This window comes from Streptomyces sp. NPDC101776, assembly GCF_044766845.1.
GTDB lineage: Bacteria > Actinomycetota > Actinomycetes > Streptomycetales > Streptomycetaceae > Streptomyces.
Genome location: NZ_JBIWMV010000005.1, coordinates 444,477 through 468,514 on the forward strand (window position 1 = coordinate 444,477; position 24,038 = coordinate 468,514).

General features: G+C 71.1%; 24 protein-coding genes. 11 read left to right on the forward strand and 13 right to left on the reverse strand.

Annotation, left to right across the window (positions count from 1 at the left end; all coding sequences use genetic code 11):
* The first annotated feature begins 13 nt into the window (after positions 1-13).
* Positions 14-835: an enoyl-CoA hydratase/isomerase family protein gene (locus ACIRRY_RS20375; protein WP_403974473.1), complete on the forward strand. Its 822-nt coding sequence runs from the start codon at positions 14-16 to the stop codon at positions 833-835.
* A 25-nt stretch (positions 836-860) separates the two neighbouring features.
* Positions 861-1,361, forward strand: coding sequence for a MaoC family dehydratase N-terminal domain-containing protein (locus ACIRRY_RS20380; RefSeq protein WP_403974475.1), 501 nt, complete (start codon positions 861-863; stop codon positions 1,359-1,361).
* Here ACIRRY_RS20380 and ACIRRY_RS20385 read toward each other — a convergent pair.
* A complete protein-coding gene (locus tag ACIRRY_RS20385) occupies positions 1,340-2,749 on the reverse strand; it encodes a family 1 glycosylhydrolase (RefSeq protein ID WP_403974478.1) in 1,410 nt (469 codons plus the stop codon). The genes ACIRRY_RS20380 and ACIRRY_RS20385 overlap by 22 nt on opposite strands.
* Before the next feature lie 301 nt (positions 2,750-3,050).
* Positions 3,051-3,917, reverse strand: a complete 867-nt coding sequence (locus ACIRRY_RS20390; RefSeq protein ID WP_403974481.1) for a crotonase/enoyl-CoA hydratase family protein — start codon at positions 3,915-3,917, stop codon at positions 3,051-3,053.
* A 105-nt stretch (positions 3,918-4,022) separates the two neighbouring features.
* Between ACIRRY_RS20390 and ACIRRY_RS20395 the strand changes: the two genes are divergently transcribed.
* Genes ACIRRY_RS20395 through ACIRRY_RS20405 form a run of 3 tightly spaced genes read left to right on the forward strand, consistent with a single transcriptional unit; the run spans position 4,023 to position 6,975 of the window.
* Positions 4,023-4,808, forward strand: coding sequence for an enoyl-CoA hydratase/isomerase family protein (locus tag ACIRRY_RS20395; RefSeq protein ID WP_403974483.1), 786 nt, complete (start codon positions 4,023-4,025; stop codon positions 4,806-4,808).
* A 5-nt stretch (positions 4,809-4,813) separates the two neighbouring features.
* Complete coding sequence (locus tag ACIRRY_RS20400) at positions 4,814-5,956, forward strand: acyl-CoA dehydrogenase family protein (protein ID WP_403974484.1); 1,143 nt, start codon at positions 4,814-4,816, stop codon at positions 5,954-5,956.
* Positions 5,953-6,975 (forward strand): LLM class F420-dependent oxidoreductase, encoded by a 1,023-nt coding sequence (locus tag ACIRRY_RS20405; protein ID WP_403974485.1) that lies wholly within the window; start codon positions 5,953-5,955, stop codon positions 6,973-6,975. The genes ACIRRY_RS20400 and ACIRRY_RS20405 overlap by 4 nt, the downstream gene beginning before the upstream one ends.
* Positions 6,976-6,982: 7 nt before the next feature.
* On the opposite strand, the gene ACIRRY_RS20410 is transcribed toward ACIRRY_RS20405, so the two are convergent.
* From ACIRRY_RS20410 to ACIRRY_RS20435, 6 genes are all read right to left on the reverse strand, one after another.
* A complete protein-coding gene (locus tag ACIRRY_RS20410) occupies positions 6,983-7,741 on the reverse strand; it encodes a FadR/GntR family transcriptional regulator (protein ID WP_403974487.1) in 759 nt (252 codons plus the stop codon).
* Positions 7,742-7,746: 5 nt separating this feature from the next.
* Positions 7,747-8,148 (reverse strand): Zn-ribbon domain-containing OB-fold protein, encoded by a 402-nt coding sequence (locus ACIRRY_RS20415; protein WP_403974489.1) that lies wholly within the window; start codon positions 8,146-8,148, stop codon positions 7,747-7,749.
* Complete coding sequence (locus ACIRRY_RS20420) at positions 8,145-9,296, reverse strand: thiolase family protein (protein ID WP_403974492.1); 1,152 nt, start codon at positions 9,294-9,296, stop codon at positions 8,145-8,147. The genes ACIRRY_RS20415 and ACIRRY_RS20420 overlap by 4 nt, the downstream gene beginning before the upstream one ends.
* A 4-nt stretch (positions 9,297-9,300) precedes the next feature.
* Entirely contained in the window at positions 9,301-10,875 is a 1,575-nt protein-coding gene (locus tag ACIRRY_RS20425; RefSeq protein ID WP_403974494.1) for an AMP-binding protein, read from the reverse strand.
* A 35-nt stretch (positions 10,876-10,910) separates the two neighbouring features.
* Positions 10,911-12,401: an aldehyde dehydrogenase family protein gene (locus ACIRRY_RS20430; protein ID WP_403974497.1), complete on the reverse strand. Its 1,491-nt coding sequence runs from the start codon at positions 12,399-12,401 to the stop codon at positions 10,911-10,913.
* A gap of 91 nt (positions 12,402-12,492) precedes the next feature.
* Positions 12,493-13,635 carry an acyl-CoA dehydrogenase family protein gene (locus tag ACIRRY_RS20435; RefSeq protein WP_403974500.1) on the reverse strand — a complete coding sequence of 381 codons (1,143 nt, stop codon included), beginning with the start codon at positions 13,633-13,635 and terminating at the stop codon, positions 12,493-12,495.
* An 85-nt stretch (positions 13,636-13,720) separates the two neighbouring features.
* On the opposite strand from ACIRRY_RS20435, the gene ACIRRY_RS20440 reads away from it, so the two are divergent.
* The 6 genes from ACIRRY_RS20440 to ACIRRY_RS20465 are packed head-to-tail and all read left to right on the forward strand — an operon-like array spanning position 13,721 to position 19,118.
* Entirely contained in the window at positions 13,721-14,476 is a 756-nt protein-coding gene (locus ACIRRY_RS20440; protein WP_403974503.1) for an SDR family NAD(P)-dependent oxidoreductase, read from the forward strand.
* Between the two features lie 10 nt (positions 14,477-14,486).
* Positions 14,487-15,257, forward strand: coding sequence for an enoyl-CoA hydratase/isomerase family protein (locus ACIRRY_RS20445; RefSeq protein ID WP_403974505.1), 771 nt, complete (start codon positions 14,487-14,489; stop codon positions 15,255-15,257).
* A 30-nt stretch (positions 15,258-15,287) separates the two neighbouring features.
* A complete protein-coding gene (locus ACIRRY_RS20450) occupies positions 15,288-16,454 on the forward strand; it encodes a CaiB/BaiF CoA transferase family protein (RefSeq protein ID WP_403974507.1) in 1,167 nt (388 codons plus the stop codon).
* A gap of 3 nt (positions 16,455-16,457) precedes the next feature.
* Complete coding sequence (locus ACIRRY_RS20455) at positions 16,458-17,369, forward strand: SDR family NAD(P)-dependent oxidoreductase (RefSeq protein ID WP_403974509.1); 912 nt, start codon at positions 16,458-16,460, stop codon at positions 17,367-17,369.
* A complete protein-coding gene (locus tag ACIRRY_RS20460; protein WP_403974511.1) occupies positions 17,366-17,905 on the forward strand; it encodes a DoxX family protein in 540 nt (179 codons plus the stop codon). The genes ACIRRY_RS20455 and ACIRRY_RS20460 overlap by 4 nt, the downstream gene beginning before the upstream one ends.
* A 19-nt stretch (positions 17,906-17,924) precedes the next feature.
* Positions 17,925-19,118, forward strand: a complete 1,194-nt coding sequence (locus tag ACIRRY_RS20465; protein WP_403974513.1) for an acyl-CoA dehydrogenase family protein — start codon at positions 17,925-17,927, stop codon at positions 19,116-19,118.
* 64 nt (positions 19,119-19,182) lie between these two features.
* Here the strand turns inward: ACIRRY_RS20465 and ACIRRY_RS20470 are convergent, their stop codons facing one another.
* The 5 genes from ACIRRY_RS20470 to ACIRRY_RS20490 are packed head-to-tail and all read right to left on the reverse strand — an operon-like array spanning position 19,183 to position 24,038.
* Positions 19,183-20,298, reverse strand: coding sequence for an acyl-CoA dehydrogenase family protein (locus ACIRRY_RS20470; protein ID WP_403974514.1), 1,116 nt, complete (start codon positions 20,296-20,298; stop codon positions 19,183-19,185).
* Positions 20,295-21,515, reverse strand: a complete 1,221-nt coding sequence (locus ACIRRY_RS20475) for an acyl-CoA dehydrogenase family protein (RefSeq protein WP_403974517.1) — start codon at positions 21,513-21,515, stop codon at positions 20,295-20,297. The genes ACIRRY_RS20470 and ACIRRY_RS20475 overlap by 4 nt, the downstream gene beginning before the upstream one ends.
* Before the next feature lie 18 nt (positions 21,516-21,533).
* On the reverse strand, positions 21,534-22,682 hold the full coding sequence (locus tag ACIRRY_RS20480) for a thiolase family protein (RefSeq protein WP_403974520.1): 1,149 nt from the start codon (positions 22,680-22,682) through the stop codon (positions 21,534-21,536).
* Positions 22,679-23,122 (reverse strand): Zn-ribbon domain-containing OB-fold protein, encoded by a 444-nt coding sequence (locus ACIRRY_RS20485; RefSeq protein WP_403974523.1) that lies wholly within the window; start codon positions 23,120-23,122, stop codon positions 22,679-22,681. Before ACIRRY_RS20485 ends, ACIRRY_RS20480 begins: the two co-directional genes overlap by 4 nt.
* A 4-nt stretch (positions 23,123-23,126) precedes the next feature.
* Positions 23,127-24,038 (reverse strand): SDR family oxidoreductase, encoded by a 912-nt coding sequence (locus ACIRRY_RS20490; protein WP_403974525.1) that lies wholly within the window; start codon positions 24,036-24,038, stop codon positions 23,127-23,129.

Consider the following 24,038-nt stretch of genomic DNA (forward strand, 5'->3'; position numbering starts at 1 on the left):
CCAGGAGTGCGACGTGACCGATTCCTACGCCCCGTTCACGAGTCTGACCTTCGAGCGGCCCGCGCCCGGTGTGCTCCGCATCGTGCTGGACGCGCCGAACCTCAACGCCGTGGATCCACGGATGCACGGTGAGCTGGCGGATGTCTGGCCGGTCGTCGACCGGGACGAGCAGACCCGCGTGGTACTGGTCCAGGGAGCCGGCAAGGCGTTCTCGGCCGGTGGGACCTTCGACTCCATCGAGGCCATGACCGAGGACTACGCCGTGCGTGCCCGGGTGATGCGGGAGGCGCGGGACATGGTCTACGGGGTGATCAACTGCTCGAAGCCCGTGGTCTCCGCGATCCATGGACCGGCGGTCGGTGCGGGGCTGGTCATCGGCATGCTGGCGGACATCTCGATCGCCGGACGCAAGGCGAAGATCGTCGACGGGCACACCCGGCTCGGGGTGGCGGCCGGTGACCACGCGGCCATCTGCTGGCCGTTGCTGTGCGGCATGGCCAAGGCCAAGTACTACCTGCTGACCTGCGAGGCGCTCACCGGCGAGGAGGCCGAGCGGATCGGCCTGGTGTCGAAGTCCGTCGACGACGAGGACGTGCACGCCGAGGGGCTGCGGGTCGCGACCCTGCTGGCCGCCGGTCCGGCCAGCGCGCTCAGCTGGACCAAGCGGTCCCTCAACCACTGGTACCGCACGGCCCAGCCGCTCTTCGAGGCCTCGCTCGGGCTGGAGTTCTTCGGGTTCGGCGGGCACGAGGTCGTCGAGGGGCTCGCCGCGCACCGCGAGAAGCGCGCACCGGACTTCGAGGGCGTGGCCGCCAAGCACCCGATCGACCTGTGACCCACGTACGGATGAGGAGCACCCGATGACGGCAGAGCAGATCCGCACCGAAATCCCCCCGCTGGTAAGGGGGTTGACCTACGAGGAGATGCCGGTCGGGCAGGTCTTCCGTACCGCCCGCCGTACGGTCACCGAGACCGACCTGGTCAACTTCGTCACCTGGGGCGGCTTCAACGAGCCGCTCTTCTGGGACGCCTCGCACGCGGCCGACGGCGGCTACACGGGGCGGCTGGTACCGGGCGCGCTGACGTACTGCATCGCGGAAGGGCTCGTACTCCAGACGAACGTGCTGCACGGGACCGGGCTGGCGTTCCTGCACATGGAAATGACCGTGCGGGGCCCGGTCTACGTCGGCGACACGCTGTACGCCGTCGTGGAGACCACGGCCTCCCGGCCGTCCGGCAAACCCGGCCGGGGTGTCGTCACCAGCCGGATCACCGTACGCAACCAGCGGGACGAGGACGTGCTCGTCTACACGCCGGTGCGGCTGATCCGGGGCCGGGACTACGAGGCTCCGACCCGGTGATCCCCGGGGCCGGGCGGGACCAGGGTGAGCCCGGGCCCCGCGCCCGGCGCCTCGGGGCCCGCGAAGGCTCCGGCCCGCAGCCAGTCGGAGGGCATCGGCGGGCGCGGCGGCGGCTCGTGGTCGGGGACTGCCATCGCGTAGAGGCGGGTGTAGCGGAACTTCGCCTCCAGGTTGTCGAGCACCGACCAGTACTCGTAGCCGCAGACGTCCACACCGCGCTCGATCACCCGGCCCAGCCAGGACAGCCTGGCGCGCAGCAGGGACCGGCGTCGCGCGTCGTCGCTGTAACCGGCCTCGTCGACGAGGTCCAGATCGCCCATGCCGTTGTCGACGACGGACAGCGGGGGCAGCAGGTCGCCGTAGAGGTCGTGGAGGTCCGCGACGGCGTCGGCCAGGCCCTCGGGGAGGATGGGCCAGCCGTACGCCGTCGTCTCCACGTCGTCGAAGGGGACGACGGCGAAGCCGAGGCCGACGAGGAGACGGTTGACCTCGTTGAGCCTGCTCTGGCACTTGTCGGCCGGCAGCGCGCGGGCGAGGTTCTCCGGTGCGGTGACGCGGAACGGGGTGTGCCAGGACAGACCGAGGAGGTCCTGCGGGGTGGCGATGACGTCCAGGTCTCCGGGGCGGACACAGCCGGTGTCCTCGATCGGTGAGACGTCGTCCTCGGTCACCATGTGCTCGGCGAGCAGCAGGGGGTCGAGGAAGAGGCGGTTGGTCCAGCTCAGCAGGCGGTCCAGGGCGAGCCGGTCGAAGGGGTCCTCGGTGGCCGGGTAGCCACCGACGAGGGTGACCGTGGTCCCGATCGAGCCGCCGGCGCCGGCGGCTCGCAGGGCGCGGGTCGCGAGTCCGTTGGCGAGCAGGATGTGGTGGACCGCGGGCAGGCCCGCGCGGCCGATGCCCCGGCCCGGTGTGTACATCCCGGCCACGTGGTCGGCGAGGGTGGGTCCGGCCAGGTCGGTGGAGGTGATCCAGCGGGTCACGCGGTCGCCGTAGCGGCGGCCCAGCTCGGCGGCGAAGGCGGCGAAGTGCTCGGCGGCGTCGCGTTCCAGCCAGCCCCCGGCGTCCGCCAGCCAGGGCGGCAGCAACCGGTCGAACAGGGTGAGACAGGGGCGCAGCCCGAGTGCGAGCAGGGAGTCGAGTTCGCGGTCACAGCGGTCCAGGGCCGCGCGGTCCCAGCTGTCGGGGCCCTCGGGCTGGAGGAGTGGCCAGCCCGCGACCATCCGGTGCGTGTCGGGTGTGACGCCGACCAGGTGCCGGATGTCGTCGGTCCACTGCCGGAAGTGGCCCCCGCGTTCCGCGAGAGGCGGCGGCGGGGCCGCGATGGCGTCCGCGGTGGCGACTCCCCAGTCGACACCGTGGAAGGACTCGTGCAGGAAACCATCGCTCATGGTCACCGTCCTGGAGCGGAATAGCTAACGCATTCAACTGAATGCCCGCCATCCGGACGCTAACACTTCAGGCAAACGACGACAATGTTTCGGACAGGTCTCATCGGTCTGTCAAAGTGTCCCGCCCGGGTCTGCCCTTGTCCAGGGCGAGGTCGGACGCCCGGCGGGCCGTGGCCATGATCGACCTGTCGGGGTCGCCCGAGACCATGGTCGGCCGGTTTCGGCCATGATCCGGGCTGCGGTCGGGGCGATCCGGGAGCGGCGCGTGCCCCAAGAAGGCTGCCCCCGCCCCCGGTGACGCCTACTCCCCCAAGGGCCGGAAGTCCTCCTCCCGCCACCACGGATAGACGGCCGGCAGGTCCTTGCTGACCCGGCCGGGGAACGCGGGCGGCCGCTTGGCGAGGAACGACTCGACGCCCTCCACGGGGTCCGGGCCGCCGCCGATCTGGCTCATGATCCGCGAGTCGAGGCGGTGCGCGGTCATCGGATGGGGCTCGCCGAGCATCCGCCACATCATCTGGCGGGAGAGGGCCACCGAGATCGCCGAGGTGTTCTCGGCGATCTCGCGGGCGAGCTCGTAGGCCGCCGGGAGCAGTTCCTCCGGTGGGTGGACGGAGCGGACCAGCCCGGCGGACAGGGCCTCGTCGGGGCCGAAGACACGGCCGGTGGCCACCCACTCCATGGCCCGCTGCATGCCCACGGCCCGGGGCAGGAACCAGCTCGCCGCGGACTCCGGCACGATGCCCCGGCGCGCGAAGACGAAGCCGAACTTCGCCGAGGTCGAGGCCAGCCGGATGTCCATGGGCAGCGTCATGCTCGCCCCGACACCGGCCGCCGGACCGTTGACCGCCGCGATGACCGGCTTGGTGCTGGAGAAGATCCGCAGGGCGACCCGGCCGCCGGTGTCCCGGTGCCAGGCACCCGCCCTGCGGTGGTCGAAGGACGAGCCCCCGGAGCTGACATCGGCGCCGGCGCAGAAGCCGCGACCGGCCCCGGTCACCACGATCACCCGTACCTCGTCGTCGGCGTCGGCCGCGTCGAGGACGTCGAGGAGGTCGCCCATCATCTGCGGGTTGAAGGCGTTCAGCTTCTCGGGCCGGTTGAGCGTGACGGTGAGGATCCGGTCCGCCACCTCGGCCCGCACGGTCTCGTACTCCTGCTCCGGCATGCGTGTCCTCCGTCGACCTCGTCACCCTGCGATCCGGTTCTCATAAAGCTCAATTAGTTATAGCATTCAACTCTACTGACCTGTTCCTGAACGGTGGCGGTGAAGATGACGGATCTGGTGGTGACGGCCCTCGGGCCGGTCCGGCTGATCGAGCTGAACCGGCCGGACCAGCTCAACGCGATGAGCGAGGAACTGCACTCGGGCCTCGCGTCGGTCTGGGACACGGTCGCCGACGACCCGGACGCGCGGGTCGTCGTGCTCACCGGGCGCGGCAGGGCGTTCAGCGCCGGCGGCAACTTCGACATCATGACGCGGGTCCAGCACGACCCCGCCTTCCGGCAGCAGAACGTGGACGAGGCCCGGCGGATCATCACGGGCCTGGTCCGCTGCCCGTTGCCGGTGATCGCGGCGGTCAACGGGCCCGCCGTGGGCCTGGGTTGCAGTCTGGCCCTGCTGAGCGACCTGGTGCTGATCGCGGACGACGCCTATGTGGCCGACCCGCATGTCCAGGTCGGTCTCGTCGCGGGTGACGGCGGCGCTCTCGTCCTGCCGCTGCTCGTCGGCCTGCCCCGGGCGAAGGAACTCCTGTTCCTGGGCGAGCGGGTGAGCGCCGAGGAGGCGGTCCGGCTCGGCGTCGCCAACCGTGTCGTACCGAAGGACAAACTCATGGACGAGGCCATGGACCTGGCCGGACGGCTGGCCGCGCTGCCCGCGCAGGCCCTGCGCGGCACCAAGCGGGCCGTGAACCTGCATCTGGAGCAGGCCATGACCGCCGTACTGGAGCCCGCGCTGCTCGCCGAACGGGACAGCATGCACGACCCGGACCACATCGCCGCGGTGGAGAAGATCATCGCCTCGCGCGCGCGTCGCCGAACCGGTGCGGAGGGCTGAGCGGCATGGACTTCGCGTTCAGTGACGAGCAGGAGCAACTGCGCCGCACGGTACGGGCGTTCCTCGCGGACACCTCCCCCGAGACCGAGACGCGGCGGCTGATGGAGACGCCGGAGGGCTTCGACCGGGCGCTGTGGCGCCGGATGGGCACGGAACTCGGCCTTCAGGGGCTGGCCGTCCCCGAGCAGTACGGCGGTGCCGGGTGCGGGCCGGTCGAAGTGGGCGTGGTCATGGAGGAGTTGGGCCGCGCCCTACTGTGCGCGCCCTTCCTCTCCTCGGCCGTGCTGGTGACGACCGCACTGCTGCGCTGCGACGACGAGGACGCCCGCAAGCGCCTCCTACCGGGGCTGGCCTCGGGCGAGTCGGTCGGGGCACTGGCGCTGACCGAGGACTCCGCACGCTGGGACGCGACCGGCGTCCAGCTCAACGCCCGCGCCTCGGACGGGCATTGGCTACTGACCGGACACAAGATGTTCGTCCTGGACGGCGCTGCCGCCGATGTCGTCCTCACCGTCGCTCGTGCCGACGACGGCATCGGAGTCTTCTGCGTGGACGGCGACGCGCCGGGACTGACCCGCGCTCCTCTGCCCACGATGGACCCCACCCGCCGACAGGCCCGCCTCGACTACGACGACGTACCGGCGACCCGGTTGCGTACGCACGGCGACGGCTGGGACCTGGTCTCGCAGGTGCTGGACCGGGCCGCGGTGGCGCTCGCCGCCGAGCAGGTCGGGGTGGCCTCCCGCGCGCTGGACATGGCGGTGGAGTACGCCAAGGTGCGGCACCAGTTCGGGCGGCCCATCGGTTCCTTCCAGGCCGTGAAGCACCTGCTCGCCGACGTCCTCCTCGACGTGGAGTCGGCGCGTGCCGCCGCGCACTACGCGCTGCTCGCCGCAGCGGACGAGGACCCGGACCTGCCCTCCGTGGCGAGTCTGGCCAAGGCGTTCTGCTCCGACGCGTGCCTGAGCGCGTCGGAGCAGAACATCCAGGTCCACGGCGGCATCGGCTTCACCTGGGAACACCTGGCCCACCTCTATCTGAAGCGGGCCAAGACGTCACAACTCCTGTTCGGCGACCCGGCGTACCACCGCGAACTGCTCGCGGGACGCATCGGGTTGGACGCGGTCACAGCAGAGGGAGCGGTATGAAGGTCGACGGCAAGCTCAGTGTGTGGGGTACGACGGAGGTCGTGGCGGAGGCGCGGCACCACGAGAAGGCCGGCTACGACGGTCTGTGGGCCTCGGAGTCCCAGCACGACCCGTTCCTGCCCCTGCTGTTGGCGGCCGAGCACACCGAACGGCTTGAGGTCGGCACGGCGATCGCGGTGGCGTTCGCCCGCTCGCCCATGCAACTCGCGTACACCGCACACGACTTGCAGGCCTACTCGGGGGGCCGTTTCTCGCTCGGTCTCGGCAGCCAGATCAAACCGCACATCGAGCGGCGCTTCGCCATGCCGTGGAGTCGCCCGGCCGCGCGCATGCGGGAGTACGTGAGCGCGCTGCGCGCCATCTGGGCCGCCTGGAACGACGGCGAGAAGCTCGACTTCCGCGGCGACTTCTACACGCACACGCTCATGTCCCCGTTCTTCTCGCCCCCGCCCGCTCCCGGCGGCGCCCCGAAGGTCTTCGTGGCCGCGGTCGGGGAGGCGATGACCCGGGTGGCGGGCGAGGTCGCCGACGGGCTCCTCGCACACGGCTTCACCACCGAGCGCTATCTGCGGGAGGTGACCCTGCCGACCGTCGCGACCGGCCTCGAACGGTCCGGCCGCACGCGGGGCGACTTCTCCGTCTCCCATCTGCTGCTCACCGCGACCGGCCGCACCGAGGAGGAACTGGCCCGCGCGATCGACGGCACCCGCCGCCAGATCGCCTTCTACGGCAGCACGCCGGCCTACCGCGGCGTCCTGGAACTGCACGGCTGGGGCGAACTCGGCGACGAGCTGAACGCCTTGTCGAAGTCGTCCCGCGAGGACAAGTGGGAGGCGATGGGCGGCCTCGTCGACGACGAGGTCCTGCACACCTTCGCGGTCGTCGCGGAGCCGGAGCGGGTGGCGGACGAGATCAGGCGCCGGTACGGGGCGCTGGTGGACCGGGTGTCCTTCTACACCGCGTACGACATCGACGCCGAGGTGTGGGAGCCGATCGTGCAGGACCTGCGCGACAGTTGACGGATCGTCAGCCGAGCAGGTCCAGGACCGTCGTCATGGACCTGCTCCGCAGCAGGTAGTCCTCGGCCTCCTGGAGGTGGAGGTGCCACAGCTCCTCGGCGGCCTCGGCCCGGCGCCCGGCGACCAGCTCGACGAGAGCGCCGTGGGCGCGGAAGCCCCGGCGGTTGGCCCGGATGTTCTCGGGGCTGCCCGCGTCGAGGTCGACATGGGACCAGTTCGCCTGGTCGATGATGTTGCGGACCATGCCGTTGAGGACGCTCAGCGTCTCGTTCCCGGCGAGTTCGACGACGAGGGCGTGGAACTCCATGTGGGCGCGGATGAAGGCCGAGGGGTCGTCCATGAGTCCCTCGGCCGCGGCGACGGAGGCCCGCAGCCGCTCCAGGTCCCGGTCCGTGCGGCGCTGGGCGAGCAGGCGGGCGCAGGGCGCCTCGATGACCGTACGGGCGTCGTAGACGTCCTTGAGGGTCGTGCCGCGGTACTCAAGGACCACCCCTGCGTAACGCGCGGCGACCGTGCCCTCCGGGATCTGCACGCGTGCCCCGCCCCGGGCGCCACGGCGCACGCTGATCAGGGACTCGGACTCCAGTACCCGGAACGCCTCGCGCAGTGTCGGCCGGGAGACGGCGAACTCCGCCATCAGGGCCGTCTCGGCGGGCAGCGCCTCTCCTTCGGCCAGCTCTCCGCGCACGATCTTGCGGCGCAGCTGTGCCGCCACCAGCTCGGCCATCTTGGGGACCCGTACCGGCGTGTTGGTCACGGCATCCATCTCCTTCAGTCGGCGGGGACCGGTACGAAGTACGGCAGCGTGATCTCCTCGGTGAGAGGCCGGAAGTCCACGCGTACGCGCAGGCCGATGACGACGTCGTCCGGGTCGCCGGCGTCGACGTGGGTGAGCAGGGTGGCGCCGTCGTCGAGGTCGATCACGGCGAGCGCGAAGGGTGTGTCGAAGCCCGGGCCGGGTGCGCGGTGCACGACGGTCACGGAGTAGACGGTGCCCCGGCCGGCGCTGGGCACATATCGCCAGTGCGTCGACATGCAGCCGGGGCAGGCGGGTTCGGGCACGAAGAAGCGCAGCCCGCAGGCCGGGCAGTGCGGGACGACCAGGTCACCGCGCCGGGCCGCGTCCCAGAACGGCCGGGACAGTTCGGTGGGCACGGGCACGGGGCGGCTCATCGTGTCCTCCCCAGGACGCTCATCTCGTAGTGCTGCGCGCCGGAGCCCGCGTTGCCGACGACCGCCAGTTCCGCGCCCTCGACCTGGTGGACGGCCGTGCCGCGCAACTGCCGTACGGCCTCGACGACTTTGAGGGTCATCTGCTGGGTTCCGTTCCACGCGTACGCCAGGCAGCCGCCGTCGGGATTGACGGGGTGCTTGCCGCCGACGGCGATGGCGCCGCTGGCGGCCAGCGGGCCGCCCTCGCCCTCGCCGCACAGGCCGAGGATCTCCAACTGGCGGATGATCTCGAAGGAGTTGGGGTCGTAGAGGGAGAAGACGTCCACGTCGTGCGGGCTGACGCCGGCCATGGCGTAGGCGCGCTCGGCCGCGTCCCGGCCGAGTTGGCCGACCTCGCGGTACAGGGCGGGATTGGCGTACGCGGCCTGGTGGTACTCCATGCCGCCGCCGAGCACGGCGACGGGCGGGTGGGGCAGGTCCCGGGCGCGTTCGGCGGTGGTCACCACGAGGGCGGCGCCCCCCTCGCCGACGATGCAGCAGTCCAGCAGGTGGAACGGTGTGGCCACCATGCGGGAGGCGAGCACGTCGTCGGCGGTGTACGGACCGCGGCCGTACATCATCGCCTCGGGGTTGGTGGTGCCGTTGTTGCGGATGGTGGCCGCGACCTCCGCGAGCTGCCGGGAGGTCGTGCCGTACTCGTGCATGTGCCGGGCCGCCACCAGGGCGAACTGGGCGACGACGTAGCTGCCCCAGACGTCGGCGAACTCCAGCGGCACCCCGGCGCCGACGGGGCCCGCGCCGCGCGCGACCAGTTTGCAGCCGCCGACGACGACGGTGTCGGCGAGCCCGGCCCGTACGGCCGCCGCCGCCTTCAGCAGACCCCGCGAGCCGGCGTTGTCGAGCATCGAGTCGCTGGTCCACCGCAGGTCCCGGCCGAGCATTCGTGCCCAGGAGCTGCCCTCGCCGGGGACCCCGCCCGGGCCCGGCCAGTCGACCTGGGCGCCGTCGATGTCCGACGGGGCGAGCCCGGCGTCCTCGATCGCGCCGCGCACCGCTTCGAGGGCGAGGCCCATCGCGTCGCGGTGCGGGAGGGACAGTGCCTGTTCGGTGGCGTGGACGCCGACGACGACGGGTTGGCGGTCGCTCACCGGGTCACCGCCCCGCGCCGAGTGTGTCGCCGCCGGGATAGCCGCCCCCGCCGAAGCGCTCGTCGAGCACCTCGTAGTCCTTGGCGAAGTCCTTGGTGCGCGGCAGCGCCTCGACGAACTCGATCGTCTTGGGCTTCTTGTACGAGGCGATCCGCGCCCGGCAGTGCTCGATGACGTCCGCGGCCGTGACCGGTCCGGCGTCGGGGTGGAGGACGACGATCGCCTTGACGTCCTGGGCCCAGCGTTCGTTGGGCACACCGATCACGGCGGCCTCTTTGACGGCCGGGTGCGACTCGATGCAGTTCTCCACCTCGGCCGGGAAGATGTTCTCCGCCGCCGACTTGAGCATGCGGGTCGTGGTGCCGAGGAAGCTGATCGTGCCGTCGCTCTCGCGCCGGCCGAGGTCGGTGGTGTGCCACCAGCCGAAGCGGAAGCGCTCCTCGTTGATCTCGGGCCGGTTCCAGTAGCCGAGGTGCACCAGGTCGCCGCGGACGCAGATCTCGCCCGCCTCGCCGACCGCGCGTTCCTGGCCGGCGCCGTCGAGGACGCGTACGGCGGTGAAGGGGCCGGGCCGCCCCGCGTTGCCCGTGCCCGCGCCACCGTAGGCGCCGGTCACCGCGAAGCCGGTCACCTCGGTCTGGCCGTAGCCGCGGCCCTCGCCGCCGCCGTTGCGGGTGAAGCGGCTGGTGTCGGTGGGGACCGTGCCCTGCCAGAGGGGGGCGGCGACGCTGGCCCGCAGATGCGAGAGGTCGTGGCCCGCTTCCCGGTTGAGGGCGACGAGTTGGGCGATCGTCGGCGGCATCAGGTAGGCGTGCGTGCACTGCTCGCGTGCCAGGAGCGGGAGCAGTTCCTCGGCAACGACGCGGCGGACGACGACGTTCTTGCCGCCGTGCACGAAGGCCGGGACGCCCCAGAACTGGTAGTTGCCGATGTGGAACATGGGCCCGGCGCCCAGGAAGGCGGTCTCGGTGCCGATGTCCCCCATCCAGGCGGCGCTCGCGCCCATGGCGAGAAGGTTGCGGTGCGAGAGCATCGAGCCGGACTGGCGTCCGGAGATCGCCGCCGTGTAGATGACCAGAAGCGCGGAGTCCGGGTCGACGTCGACCGCCGGGTCCTCATCCGTGCCCAAGGCCAGGAAGGACTCGTAGGAGCCGGGGCCCTCGGTGTCGTGGCGCAGCCACAACGCCTGGTGGTCGCTGCCCAGTTCGGCGCGTGCCTTGGCGACCGTGTCGCCGATCTCCTCGTCCTGCCAGAGGACGACCTTGGGGTCGAAGTCCTCGACGGCGAACGCCATTTCGGGCGCGGCCCAACGCCAGTAGCCGGGACAGACCATGGCGCCGATCTTCGCGGCGGCGCCGAGCAGCTCCCAGATGCGGAAGGAGTTCTGCCCCAGCCACAGGATCCGGTCGCCGGGGCCGACCCCCGCGCCCGTGAGGGCCTGGGCGAGGCGGTTGGTGCGCTCGTCCAACTGCGGCCAGGTCAGCCGGACTTCACCGTCGACCAGGGCGACGCCGGTGGGGAAGGACCTGCGGTGCTCACGGATGATGTCGCCGAACGTCAGGCGGCGGGCGGAATGCATGCTCTTGGCTCCAAAGGCTTTCGGGAGATGGGGAGTCAGACGCGGCCGACGCCGACACCCTTGACGCTGACGAACTCGTCCAGACCGGCCTTGCCGCCCTCCCGGCCGAACCCGCTCATCCCGACGCCGCCGAACGGCGTGGTGGGTGAAGTGATGGGATTCGGGCCCGGGTTGACGTAGACCGTCCCGGCTTTCAGACGTGGCACCAGGCGGTTGACGCGTGCGATGTCACGGGACTGGATGTAGGCGGACAGGCCGTACTGGGTGTCGTTGGCGAGGGCGACGGCCTCGTCCTCCGTGTCGAAGGGGGTGATGGCCAGGACGGGCCCGAAGATCTCCTGCTGGGCGAGGTCGCTCCGGTTGTCCACGTCGGCGAACACCGTCGGGGAGACGAAGTAGCCCTCGGTGTCGACGCGTTCACCACCGAGCACGAGCCGCCCGGCGCCGGCCTCGACCGCCTTGTCGATCATGCTCTGGACGCGGTTGCGGGCGGCTTCGGTGATGAGCGGCCCGATGTACGTCGTGGGGTCGAGAGGATCGCCGACGGGCAGGTGGGCCACGACACCGGCGACGCGCGCGACGACCTCGTCGTAGACCGGCCGTTCGACGAGCAGTCGGGTGGGCAGTGCGCAGCCCTGGCCGGTGTTGCTCATGGCGAAGGCCGCGCAATAGGGCACGACGGTGTCCAGGTCGGTGTCGGCGAAGAGCAGGTTGGCCGACTTGCCGCCGAGTTCGAAGAGGACGGGTTTGAGGCTCAGCGCGGCGTCGGCCATGATGCGGCGCGCGGTGGCGGGGCCGCCGGTGAAGGAGATCTTGTCCACGCCGGGGTGTGTGACCAGGGCCGATCCGGCGTCCCCGAGTCCGGTGACGACGTTGATGACCCCGTCGGGGATACCCGCCTCACGGGCCAGGTCGGCGAAGAGCAGCGCGGAGAACGGCGTGGACTCGGCCGGTTTGATGACCACGGTGTTGCCGGCGGCGAGCGCGGGCGGGACCTTCATCGCCAGGGACAGCGCGGGCGAGTTCCAGGTGATGATGTGGCCGATGACGCCGTAGGGCTCGGCGATGGTGTATTCGACGTTCTCGTGCGGGCTGTAGGCCGCGCCGACCATGCCCTCGATCTTGTCGGCCCAGCCGGCGTAGTACTCGGTCCACTCGGCGACGTGTGGACCGACGTTGTCCGCCCAGCCGCCTATGCAGACGCCGTTCTCCAGCGGGCAGATCGCCGCGAAGTCGGGGATGTGGTCGCGCAGCAGCCCGGCGAAACGGGTGAGCAGTCGGCGGCGCTCGGCGGGGCGCATGGCTCCCCACACCTCGAAGGCCTGACGGGCGGCGGCCACGGCCCGGTCCACCTCGGAGGGGCCCGCGAGGGGGATGCGCGCCTGCACCAGTCCGGTCGCCGGGTTGCGGTGCTCGTAGAGACCACCGCTCGCGTCGGCGATGTGCCTGCCGCCGATGATCAGCCTGGGTTGCGGCAGGTCGTTCTCCGCCCTGTCCTGGTGCAACTTCACATCGACGTCGACCACGGATGCCTCCTTCAGCCCGTCCGTTACCGTGCACCCATCAGGTTAAATAGCTAACCTATTTACCCAAGGTAGTCAATGCATGTATCAGCAGTCAGAGCCCCAGAGACCGCCCGATGATCTCCTGCATGATCTCCGAGGTCCCGCCGAAGACCCGCTGCACCCGGCTGTCGCGCCAGATCCGGGCGATCTCGTACTCGTTGACGTAGCCGTAGCCGCCGAAGAGCTGCATACAGCGGTCGATGACCTGCCAGCCGGTCTCCGAGGTCCAGTACTTGGCCGCGGCGGCCTCCTCGGCCGTCAACTCGCCCTGGAACAGGGCCAGGATGCAGCCGTCGAGATAGACGCGGGCGGCGCCCAGCCTCGCCTTGATGTCGGCGAGGGCGAACCGGTTCGCCTGGAACTCGCCGATCGGCTGCCCGAACGCCGTGCGGGTCTTCGCGTAGTCCAGCGCCAGCTCGAAGGCGCGCTCGGCCGCCGCCAGCGAGGAGACGGCGATGGCGAGGCGCTCGGTGGGGAGGTTGCCCATCATGTGGTAGAAACCGCGCCCCTCCTGCCCGATGAGGTTCTCGGCGGGGACCCTGACGTCGTGGAAGAAGAGCTCGGCGGTGTCCTGCGCCTTCATGCCGACCTTGTCGAGCTTGCGCCCGCGCTCGAAGCCTTCGGCGCCGCGTTCGACGACGATCAGACTGATGCCCTTGTGCCCGGCGTCGGGGTCAGTCTTGCAGGCGACGATGACGAGGTCGGCCAGGATGCCGTTGGTGATGAAGGTCTTGGACCCGTCGATCACCCACTCGTCGCCGTCCCGGCGGGCGGTGGTGCGGATGGCCTTGAGGTCGGATCCGGCGGCCGGCTCGGACAGGGCGAGCGCGCAGATCGTCTCGCCGCTGGTCACTCCGGGCAGCCAACGGGCCTTCTGCTCAGGGGTGGTGAGGTGTGTCAGATAGGGCGGGATCACATCGTTCTGGAGCCCGAGTCCGATGCCGACGGAACTGGTGGCCGCCATCTCCTCCGCCATGATGGCGTTGTAGCGGAAGTCCCAGATCCCCTGGCCGCCGTACTCCTCGGGGAACTGCCAGCCGATGAGCCCGGCCTTGCCCGCCGCCGCCCACGCGGCGCGGCTCACCTGCCCGTCCCGCTCCCACTGCTCGCCGTACGGGGCGCATTCCCGCAGGTAGTAGGAGCGGGCGGTGTCCCGGAACAGCTCGTGCTCCTCGGTGAAGATCGTACGGCGCATGCTCGACTCCGCTCAGGCATCTCGCTTATTCAGCTGAAGTAGTTATACAATAGCGCGGTATCGACAGCCGGGCGAGGGAGGCCGCGTGAGCGTACGGGACAAGGTGGCACTCGTCACCGGAGCGGGCCGTGGCATCGGCGAGGCGATCGCCGACCGGCTCGCCGCCCAGGGAGCCGCGGTCGCCGTCTGCGACCTCGACGCGGAGGCGGCGGGCAAGGTCGCGGGCCTCCTCACGGAGCGGTACGGCGTGCGCACGGTCGGAGTCGGCGCGGACATCTCCGACAGTGCGGCTGTCCGCACGGCCGTGGAACGCGTGGCCTCCGCACTCGGCCCGGTGGACGTCCTGGTGAACAACGCGGCCGTCGATGTCATCGGCCGGTTCGTCGACAGTGCCGAGGAGACCTGGGACCGGATCATCGCCGTCAATCTGCGCGGCACGATCACCGTGACCCGAGCCGTCCTCGACCCGATGATCGAGCGCGGCGGCGGCCGGATCGTCCATATCGCCTCGGACGCCGGCCGGGTCGGCTCCTCCGGTGAGGTCGTGTACTCCGCGACGAAGGGCGGTGTCATCGCCTTTGGCAAGGCCCTCGCCCGTGAGGTCGCCCGGCACGGCATCACCGTCAACAGCGTCTGCCCGGGGCCGACCGACACCGCGCTGCTCGGGCAGGTCGCCGAGTACAGCCAGAAGATGTACGACGCGACCGTGCGGGCGATCCCGCTGCGCCGCGTCGCCCAGCCCGCCGACATCGCCGGCACGGTGGCCTTCCTCGCCTCCGACGACGCCGCCTACCTGACCGGGCAGACGCTCTCGGTCAGCGGCGGCCTCACGATGGTCTGAGGTGGGCACCGTGCTGCGTGTCGAACTGCGGGACCACATCGCCGTGTTGACCCTCGACCGGCCCGGGCAGCTCAACGCGATCGGGTCCGAGACCGTGGACCGGCTCACCCGCGCGCTGAACGAACTGCGCGACAACGACGACGTACGCGCCCTGGTCGTGGCCGGGACGGGCCGGGCGTTCTCGGCGGGGGCCGACATCGGTGAGATCGAGTCGTTCACGGCGCCACGGCAGTTCCATTCCTTCGTCCAGCGACTGACCGACGCCTACGCGCTGTTGGAGGACTTCCCCAAGCCCTCGGTCGCGGCCGTCCACGGGTTCGCCTTCGGCGGCGGGCTCGAACTGGCCCTCGCCTGTGACCTGCGGGTGGCGGAGCGGGGCGCCCGGCTGGGCCTGCCCGAGATGAAGCTCGGCGTGCTGCCGGGCGCGGGCGGCACCCAGCGGCTGCCGCGGCTGATCCCGCCCGCGATCGCCAAGCAGATGATCCTCACCGGCGAACCGATCGACGCGGAGCGGGCGCACGCGCTCGGGCTGGTCAACGAACTCGCCGAGCCCGGTGGGGCGTTGGGCGTCGCCGAGACGCTCGCCGCCACCCTCGCGGCCGGCGCCCCGCTGGCACTCGCGGCGGGCAAGCGGCTGATCGACTACGGCCTCGGGATGGACCTGGAGGCGGCGATCTCGTACGAGCGCGAGACCGTCTCGGTGCTCTTCTCCACCGAGGACCGGGTCGAGGGACTGAAGGCTTTCCGGGAGCGCCGACCCGGCGACTTCCAGGGCAAATAGCAGGCTGACCGACAGACAGGGAGGTGGGTTGTGCGGCCACTGGAAGGCATTTCGGTCGTCGAGCTGGGCATGTGGGTGGCGGCGCCGGCCGCTGCCACGATGCTCGCGGACTGGGGCGCGGACGTGGTGAAGGTGGAGGCGCCGACCGGCGATCCGAACCGCTACACGCTCCGGCACGTCGGGCAGGACATCGACAGCGCGCCCCCGTTCGAGACCGACAACCGCGGCAAGCGCGGGATCGTCCTCGACCTGCGTTCCGCGGACGGAAAGGCTGTCCTGGAACGGCTGTTGGAGCGTGCCGACGTCTTCGTCACCAACCTCCGGCCCGGCGCGCTGGAACGGCTGGGTCTGGCCCCGGACGAGCTGCGCGTCCGCCATCCCCGCCTGGTGGTCGGCACGTTGACCGGTTACGGCTGGACGGGCGCGGAGCGCGATCGTGCCGGGTACGACGTCTCCGCCTTCTGGGCCCGGCCGGGCATCGCCGCCATGCTGAACCCGGCCGGCGAGCCACCGCCCGGAATCCGTCCGGGACTTGGTGACCGTACGGCCGCGGCGAACCTGGTGGCGGGCGTGCTCGCCGCGCTGCTGCGCCGCGAACGCACCGGCGAGGGCGGCGTGGTGGACGTGTCGCTGCTGCGGTCCGGCACCTATGCCAACGGCAACGACCTGGCCCTCCAGAACTTCTTCGGCAGGCGCGGCCGTACCCGGCACCGCACCGAACACGAGTCCCCGCTCTACAACTCCTACCGGGCCGCCGACGACCGCTGGTTCTGGCTGGTCGGTCTGGAGGGCAACCGGCACTGGCCCGGCGTGATCAAAGCGCTCGGCCGCGCGGACCTGGAGAGCGACGAACGGTTCGCCACCGGCAAGGCGCGACGCGGCCATGTACGCGAACTGATCGCCGAGTTCGACGCGGAGTTCGCGACTCGGCCACTCGACGAGTGGGCGGAGCGGTTCGACGCCGAGGGCGTGTGGTGGGCGCCGGTGCAGACGCTCGCCGAGGTCGCGGCCGATCCGCAGGCCGAAGCCGTGGGGGCGTTCGTCGAGCAGCCCGGCATGGGGGACGCGCCACCGCTGCGGACGGTGGCAACACCCGTCAGTTTCTGGGGTGTTGACGACAAGCCGCGCGGCGGCGCGCCGACGCTCGGCGAGCACACCGACGACGTACTCCGCGAACTCGACACAACCGGGAGGTAGCAGGTGGGCATCCTCGACGACAAGGTCGCCATCGTGACGGGCGGTGGCAGGGGTCTTGGCCGGGCGCACTGTCTGGCGCTCGCCGAGGCCGGCGCGACCGTGGTGGTGAACGACCTCGGCGCCGGCGTGCACGGGGAACAGACCGGCGACTCCCCCGCCGACGAGGTCGTAGCCGAGATCACCAAGCTCGGCGGACAGGCGGTCGCCAACCACTCCTCGGTGACGGACTGGTCGGCGACCGAGACCATGGTCGCGGACACCGTCGCGGAGTTCGGGCGCCTCGACATCGTCGTGAACAACGCGGGGATCGTCCGCGACCGCATGCTGTTCTCGATGACCGAGGCCGAGTTCGACACGGTGATCGCGGTGCATCTCAAGGGCACGTTCGCGCTCACCCGGCACGCGTGCGCGTACTGGCGCGAGGCGTCGAAGCGCGGTGAGCGCGTCACCGGCCGGGTGATCAACACGACGTCGGGAACAGGCCTGTTCGGCAATCAGGGGCAGTCCAACTACGGTGCCGCGAAGGCCGGAATAGCCGGTCTCACGGTCCTCACCGCTCTGGAGATGCGCAAGTACGGCGTCACGGCGAACGCCATCTCGCCGATCGCGGCCACCCGCATGACGGACGGACTGGACGTCGGCGCATCGCTCCAGGCCGTGGACGGTTTCGACCCGCGCGATCCCGCCAACGCCTCCGGTGTCGTCGTCTACCTGGCCTCCGACAGCGCGGCCTGGCTCACCGGCCAGGTCCTGCGCATCGAGGGCGACCGGCTGAACCGGCTGGCGGGCTGGACCGTCGCCGCGGTCCACCCCAGCCGGTCGGGAGGAGCCCTCACCTACGACGAACTCGTGGACGCCGTACCGCAGTTGTACGGCGCCGTCCCCGCCGGACGGGCCACAGGGGTCGGCCAGTGAAGGACCGGGGCCACGACGTCGCCGCGCTCGTCCTGCGCGCGACGCTCGGCCCGATGCTCTTCGCGCACGGCTGGAACAAGGTCGCCGGGCCGGGCGGGCTCAAGGGCACGACGGGCTGGTTCGAGGCGCTCGGTCTGCGGCCCGCCGAGGTGCACGCGCGCATGGCGGCCGGGACCGAGATGGCCGCCGGCGTGGGAATCGCGCTCGGCGCGGCCGGCCCCCTCCCGGCGGCGGCGGCCGTCGGACTGATGACCGTGGCGGCCCGCACCGACCATCGCGGCAAGGGCTTCTTCGTCTTCAAGGGCGGCTGGGAGTACGTCGGTGTCGTGGGCGGCGCGGCCGTCGCACTGGCCGCGCTGGGCCACGGCAGGTACTCGCTGGACGGAGTGCTGCGACGCCAACGGGCGGGCGCGGGGCCCGCGTTGCTGGCCGTGGGTATCGGTACGGCGAGCGCCGCGGCGCTGCTGGCCGCGTGCTATCGGCCGGAGCCGGAGCCGAAGCCGGACGAAGCAGAAACAGACAACCAAGACCACTGAGGGCAATAAGGGAGTCGACATGGACGCGGCTGACTTCAGCGCGGTGCTGTCCGAGGTCCGGCGCTTCGTGCGCGAGCGGGTCGTGCCGGTCGAGGCGGAGATCGACGAGAAGGACGAGATGCCCGCGGACATCCGCGAGGCGGCCAAGAAGATGGGCCTGTTCGGCTTCGCGCTGCCCGAGGAGTACGGCGGACTGGGGCTGTCGATGTACGAGGAGGCCCAGTTGATGTTCGAGCTGGGGTACACCACCCCGTCCCTGCGCTCGATGTTCGGGACCAACAACGGCATCGCCGGGCACGTCCTGATGGTCGGAGGCACGGAGGAGCAGAAGGCGCAGTGGCTGCCGAGGATCGCCTCGGGCGACGTCCTGGCGTCGTTCGCGCTCACCGAGGCGGAGGCGGGTTCCGATCCCTCGACCCTGACCACGCGGGCACACCTGGACGGTGGGGGCACCTCCCGCTCGAGCGCAGCCGAGAGTGGGGGAGACTGGGTGATCAACGGGGCCAAGCGGTACATCACCAACGCCCCACTCGCCGACGTCTTCATGGTCTTCGCCCGCACCGACCCCGACGCCCCGCGCACCCGCGGCATCTCGACGTTCCTGGTCCCGGCCGGCACCCCGGGCCTCACCGTGGCCCCCAAGGACCACAAGATGGGCCAGTTCGGCGCCTGGACGGCGGACGTGTACTTCGACGACGTACGCGTGCCGGCGTCCGCCCTCGTCGGCGGCGAGGCCGGTCTGAACCGGGGCTTCGGCACGGCGATGGGCTGCATCGCGCACGGACGGGTGCACATCTCGTCCCTGTGCGTGGGCATGGCCGAGCGACTGGTCGACGAATCGGTGGAGTACGCCCGTACCCGCCGCCAGTCCGGGAAGCTCATCGGCTCCTTCCAGCTCGTGCAGGGGCTGATCGCCGACTCCATGACCGACTACTACGCCGGACGCGCCACGGTCCTGGAGGCCGCCCGCGCGTTCGACGCGGGAACGGACACGAAGATCGGCCCGTCCTGCACGAAGTACTTCGCCAGCGAGATGGTGTGGCGGGTCGCGGACCGCGCGGTCCAGATCCACGGCGGGGCGGGCTATATGCGCGGGGTCGCCGTCGAGCGCTTCTACCGCGACGCCCGGCTCTTCCGCATCTACGAGGGCACGAGCCAGATCCAGCAGGTCATCATCGCCAAGGCGCTGCTGGGCGAGGCCGCCCGAGGCTGACCGGCACCGACGACGAAGGCCCCGGGGACAGCCCCGGGGCCTTCGTCGTCGTGCGTTTCTCTGCTCAGATCCCGAGCCGGTCCAGCAGTCGCTCGTGGTACACCGCAGGCCCACCGAACAACAACTGCGAGGACTTGGCCCGTCGGAAGTAGAGGTGGGCCGGGTGCTCCCAGGTGAAGCCGATGCCGCCGTGGACCTGGATGTTCTCCATGGCCGCGAACATGTACGCCCGTGAGCAGCAGGCGTGCGCCACGGCCGCGGCGACGGAGAACTCCGCGGAGCCCTCGTCGGCCAGGCGTGCCGCCTCACGGGACGCGGCCTCGGCCAGCTCCACCTGGACGAGCATGTCCGCACACTTGTGCTTGACCGCCTGGAAGGAGCCGATCGGCCGGCCGAACTGGTGCCGCGTACGGGCGTGTTCGGCGCTCGCCTCCAGGCACCGGCGTGCCCCGCCCGACTGCTCGGCGGCGAGTGCGACCGACGCGATGTCCAGGACTATCGCCATGGTGCGCCCGGCCCGGCCGTCCACGCCGACGAGCGTCGCGGGCACCGAGTCGAACGTCACCCGGGCCATCGCCCGGGTCGCGTCGAGGGTCTCCATCGGTTCGGCCGCCAGTCCCGTGGCTTCCCGGTCGACGGCGAAGAGCGAGGGGCCGGCAACGGTACGGGCGACGACCAAGACCAGGTCGGCGGTGGTGCCGTCGATGACGAAGGACTTACGGCCGCTGAGCCTCCAGCCGCCTTCCCCGTCCGGCACCGCGCGGGTGGAGATGAGCGCGGGGTCCCAGGATCCGCTGTCCTCGGACACCGCGAGGGCGGCCGTCGTCGCGCCGGCCGCGATGCCGGGGAGGTGATGTGCGCAGGCCTCGTTGTCGCCGGAGGCGAGCAGTGCCTGGGCCGCGAGGACGACCGTCGCGAAGAAGGGTGCGCACAGCAGGACCCGGCCCATCTCCTCCAGTACGACGCCGAGTTCGACCAGGCCGAAGCCGTCACCGCCGTACTCCTCCGGAATCACCAGGCCCGGCAGCCGCAGTTGTTCGGAGGCCTGGGCCCACACCGCCGGGTCGAAGCGCGGCTCGCTCTCCATGAGCTTGCGCACGGCCTCCTCGGGCGACTTGGCGTCGAGGAACTCCCGTACGGATGACCGCAGTTCGCGGAGTTCACTGTCGTCGGCGGTCATGACCGCACCTCCTTGGGCAGTCCGAGCACGCGTTCCGCGAGGATGTTCTTCATGATCTCCTCGGTGCCGCCGAGGATGCGCAACGCCGGGGTGGCCAGTAGGAGTTCGGACCAGGCGTACGTTCCCCACTGCCCGGTGTCGGCGATGATCCGGGGTCCGAGCGCATCGGAGACGAAGTGTGCGGCGCGGGTGAGGTTCTGGGCGTACATCAGCTTCGAGACGGACCTCTCGGGACCCGGTGTGCCACCGCCGCGCAGACCGCGCAGGGCACGGGAGTTGAGATACCCGGTCGCCAGGACGTCCACCAGGAGTTCCGCGAGCCGGGCGCGCAGCGCGCGGTCGTCCCAGGTCCAGGTGGCGCGCATCAGGGCCGAGAGATGGTCGGGGGACAGCGCGGCGGCGACCGGTCCCGCGCCCTCGCTGCCGACGGTCGCGCGCTCGTTCATCAGGGTGGTCAGCGCGACGCTCCAGCCGGCGTCGACCTCCCCTAGCCGGTGGTCGTCGGGGATGCGGACGTCGGTGAGGAAGACCTCGTTGAAGTCGGCGCCGCCGGTCATCTGCCGCAGCGGCCGGACCTCAACGCCGGGGGCGTCCATCGGGACCAGGAAGGCCGTGATCCCGCGGTGCTTGGGCGCGTCCGGGTTCGTGCGGGTGAGGGCGAGGCCGATCTGGCTGTGCTGGGCGACCGAGGTCCACACCTTCTGGCCGTTGAGGACCCACTGGTCGCCCTCGCGCACCGCCTTGGTGGCCACGCTCGCGAGGTCGGATCCGGCGCCGGGTTCGCTGAACAGCTGGCAGGCGACGGCGTCGCCGCGGTACATCGCGGGCAACCACCGTTCCTTGACGGCCGATTGGGCGTGGGCGAGGACCGTCGGTCCGATCATGCCGAGGCCGATCACGCTGAGCACTCCGGTGTCGGCGACGTCGTACTCGGACTCGACGGCGTCGTAGAGCAGGTCGTGGACCGGGGTCAGGCCCCGGCCGCCGTACTCGACCGGGCCGGTGATCCAGCCGAAGCCGTTCTCGTGGCGGACGCGCTGCCAGTCGCGCGCCCGTTGCACGTGCTCGCGTTCCGCCTCGGGCGGGAGGCTGCTGAAGTACGCCATCGAGTCGTCGCCCTCGCCCCAGACGGGGGCGGTGCGGCCGGGGGCCTTCGTCGCGTGGGCGTCGAGGAAGCGGCGGGCCTCGGCGGTGAAGTCCTGCATGTCCTGGTCCATGGATATGTCCCTGTGCTCTCAGGTCGAGAGGATCGTCACCGCCGACACGCCCGGCGCGCCGTACAGGTGGGTGTAGCCGACGCGGGGTGTGCCGGGGATCTGCCGGTCGCCGGCCGTGCCCCGGAGCTGGTGGACGATCTCGTGGATCTGGCGCAGTCCGGACGCGCCGATCGGTTCGCCGTTGCCGAGCAGTCCGCCGTCGGTGTTGACCGGGAGCCGGCCGCCGATCTCGGTGGCGCCCTCGGCGATGAGGCGTTCCTGTTCGCCGTCCTTGCAGAGGCCGTTCTCGGCCATGTGGATGATCTCGGATCCGGCGTCGGTGTCCTGGAGTTGGGCGACGTCGACGTCCTCGGGACCGATGCCCGCGCGTTCGTACGCCTCCCGCGAGGCGTCCACGGTCGGGCTCGCCACGTTCTCCCCGACCGGGAAGGACGGGCTCTGCACCTCGAAGGCGCCGAGCCGGCGGCTGCGCAGGGCGGTGGACCGGATCCGTACGGGCTTGCCGGTGTACTTGTGGGCCTGGTCCGCCCGGCACAGCACGAGGGCCGCGGCACCTTCGTCCGGGCCGCAGTACATGAACTGCCGGAGGGGGAAGTTGAGGACCGGCGAGGCGAGGATCTCCGCCACGGAGAGGGGAGTTCGGCGCCAGGCCTTCTCGTTCCGTGCCGCGTTGCCGAAGTTCTTGGCCGCCACGCGCGCCAGGGTCTCGTGCGAGATGCCGTGGTCGTGCATATAGCGGTTGATCTTCATGCCGAAGAAGTGGGTGGTGAGGAAGAGCCCGGTCTGTCCGTACCAGGAGGGGATGCCGGCCACGGACGGATCGGCGGCGAACGCGCCGCGCGGATGCTTGTCCAGGCCGATCGCGACGGCCAGGTCGTGCTCGCCGCTCTCGATGGCGCGGGCCGCCAGCGCCACCGCCGTACCGGCCGTGGCGCATCCGTTGAAGACCCCGCGCAGGGGTACGCCGGTCAGGCCGAGCCGGGCGACGATCGCGTCGGGGTTGGCGACCTCGTAGCTGCCGATGTAACCACCTTGGATCTGCGGCCAGTTGACGCCCGCGTCGGCGAGCGCGAGCCGTACCGCGTCCGCGCCCATGTCCAGTGCGGACTTCCCGGGGAACCGGCCGAAGGGGTGGAGCCCCGCGCCGATGATGACGGCCTCGGTCACGGTGTCTCCTCCTCGACGGGGGCGAACGCGAACGTCATGACCTCGGTGCCGTCGTCCTGGACGGTGTAGGGCACGAGCGTCAGCCGCATGTCCTGCCCGATCCTGAGCTTGTCGGGGTCGGGTTCGGTGAGACGGGCCTCGACCAGCAGCTCACCGGGGAGTTCGATATAGCCGATCGCGTACGGCTCGAAGGCCTCGGGGCCGTCGTAGGGCGGGGAGGGCGGGCGGAAGTCCTGGGTGGTGTACGTCCAGAGCGTCCCGCGCTCCGCCAGCAGCCGTTCCTTGGAGTCCGTGCTCGCGCAGCGCACGCAGTCCGGGGCGGCGGGGAAGCTCACCAGGCCGCAGGCCGCGCACTCGGAGCCGATGAGCCGCAGGGGCGTGCTCTCGTCGGGCGGCCAGGTGAACAGGCCTTCGGTGACCGGTATTTGAGTGGTCGTCATGTCCTCACGCTCCGTTCCTGTTGCCGAGTGCGTCGGCGTTCGGAGCCGCCTTGGCCACCAGGTTCGGGACGACAGAGGTCAGTTCCTCGGGTGTCCAGCGCGACTCAGCGCTCGCGCCGGGTCCGTTGGCCCAGCCCTCCAGGACCGTGACGCGGTTGCCGACCACGCCGAAGACCCGGCCGGTGACCTCGCGCGAGGCGGCCGAGCCGAGCCACACCACGAGCGGTGAGATGGCTTCGGGGGTGAGGTCCTGGGCCTCGGCGGCCCGCTTCATCATCTCGATGTCCACGGTGAGCCGGGTGAGGGCGGTGGGGGCGATGGCGTTCACCGTCACGCCGTAGCGGGCGAGTTCGGCGGCGGCGATGACGGTGAGACTCGCGATGCCGGCCTTGGCGGAACCGTAGTTCGACTGGCCCGGGTTGCCGAAGATGCCGGACGGGGAGGTCGTGTTGATGATCCGGGCGTCGTTGTCGTGACCGGACTTGGCGCGTTCGCGCCAGTACGCGGCGGCGTGGTGCAGGGTGGCGAAGCTGCCCTTGAGGTGGACGGCGATCACGCTGTCCCAGTCCTGCTCGGTCATCGACACGATCATCCGGTCCCGCAGGATGCCGGCGTTGTTGACCAGGACGTCCAGACCGCCGTAGGTGTCCACGGCCTGCCGGACGAGCCGGCCGGCGCCGTCCCAGGCGGAGATGTCGTCCGTGTTGGCCACCGCCTCGCCGCCGGCCGCGACGATCTCGTCGACCACGCTCTGCGCGGGCCCGGCCGAGGCGCCGCCTCCGTCGCGCCCGCCGCCCAGGTCGTTGACCACGACCTTCGCCCCGTGTGCGGCGAACGCCAGGGCATGGGCCCGGCCGATGCCGTTCCCGGCACCGGTGACGACCACGACCCGGCCGTCGACCACTCCTTCGGACAT

Excerpts from the sequence above, each read along its gene's own strand:
- ACIRRY_RS20400 (WP_403974484.1), top strand. The coding sequence starts at position 4,814 with ATGGACTTCGCGTTCAGTGACGAGCAGGAGCAACTGCGCCGCACGGTA.
- ACIRRY_RS20435 (WP_403974500.1), bottom strand. The coding sequence starts at position 13,635 with ATGCGCCGTACGATCTTCACCGAGGAGCACGAGCTGTTCCGGGACACC.
- ACIRRY_RS20395 (WP_403974483.1), top strand. The coding sequence starts at position 4,023 with ATGACGGATCTGGTGGTGACGGCCCTCGGGCCGGTCCGGCTGATCGAG.
- ACIRRY_RS20470 (WP_403974514.1), bottom strand. The coding sequence starts at position 20,298 with ATGACCGCCGACGACAGTGAACTCCGCGAACTGCGGTCATCCGTACGG.
- ACIRRY_RS20465 (WP_403974513.1), top strand. The coding sequence starts at position 17,925 with ATGGACGCGGCTGACTTCAGCGCGGTGCTGTCCGAGGTCCGGCGCTTC.
- ACIRRY_RS20485 (WP_403974523.1), bottom strand. The coding sequence starts at position 23,122 with ATGACGACCACTCAAATACCGGTCACCGAAGGCCTGTTCACCTGGCCG.
- ACIRRY_RS20380 (WP_403974475.1), top strand. The coding sequence starts at position 861 with ATGACGGCAGAGCAGATCCGCACCGAAATCCCCCCGCTGGTAAGGGGG.
- ACIRRY_RS20385 (WP_403974478.1), bottom strand. The coding sequence starts at position 2,749 with ATGAGCGATGGTTTCCTGCACGAGTCCTTCCACGGTGTCGACTGGGGA.
- ACIRRY_RS20425 (WP_403974494.1), bottom strand. The coding sequence starts at position 10,875 with ATGCATTCCGCCCGCCGCCTGACGTTCGGCGACATCATCCGTGAGCAC.
- ACIRRY_RS20405 (WP_403974485.1), top strand. The coding sequence starts at position 5,953 with ATGAAGGTCGACGGCAAGCTCAGTGTGTGGGGTACGACGGAGGTCGTG.
- ACIRRY_RS20415 (WP_403974489.1), bottom strand. The coding sequence starts at position 8,148 with ATGAGCCGCCCCGTGCCCGTGCCCACCGAACTGTCCCGGCCGTTCTGG.
- ACIRRY_RS20490 (WP_403974525.1), bottom strand. The coding sequence starts at position 24,038 with ATGTCCGAAGGAGTGGTCGACGGCCGGGTCGTGGTCGTCACCGGTGCC.
- ACIRRY_RS20390 (WP_403974481.1), bottom strand. The coding sequence starts at position 3,917 with ATGCCGGAGCAGGAGTACGAGACCGTGCGGGCCGAGGTGGCGGACCGG.
- ACIRRY_RS20475 (WP_403974517.1), bottom strand. The coding sequence starts at position 21,515 with ATGGACCAGGACATGCAGGACTTCACCGCCGAGGCCCGCCGCTTCCTC.
- ACIRRY_RS20410 (WP_403974487.1), bottom strand. The coding sequence starts at position 7,741 with ATGGATGCCGTGACCAACACGCCGGTACGGGTCCCCAAGATGGCCGAG.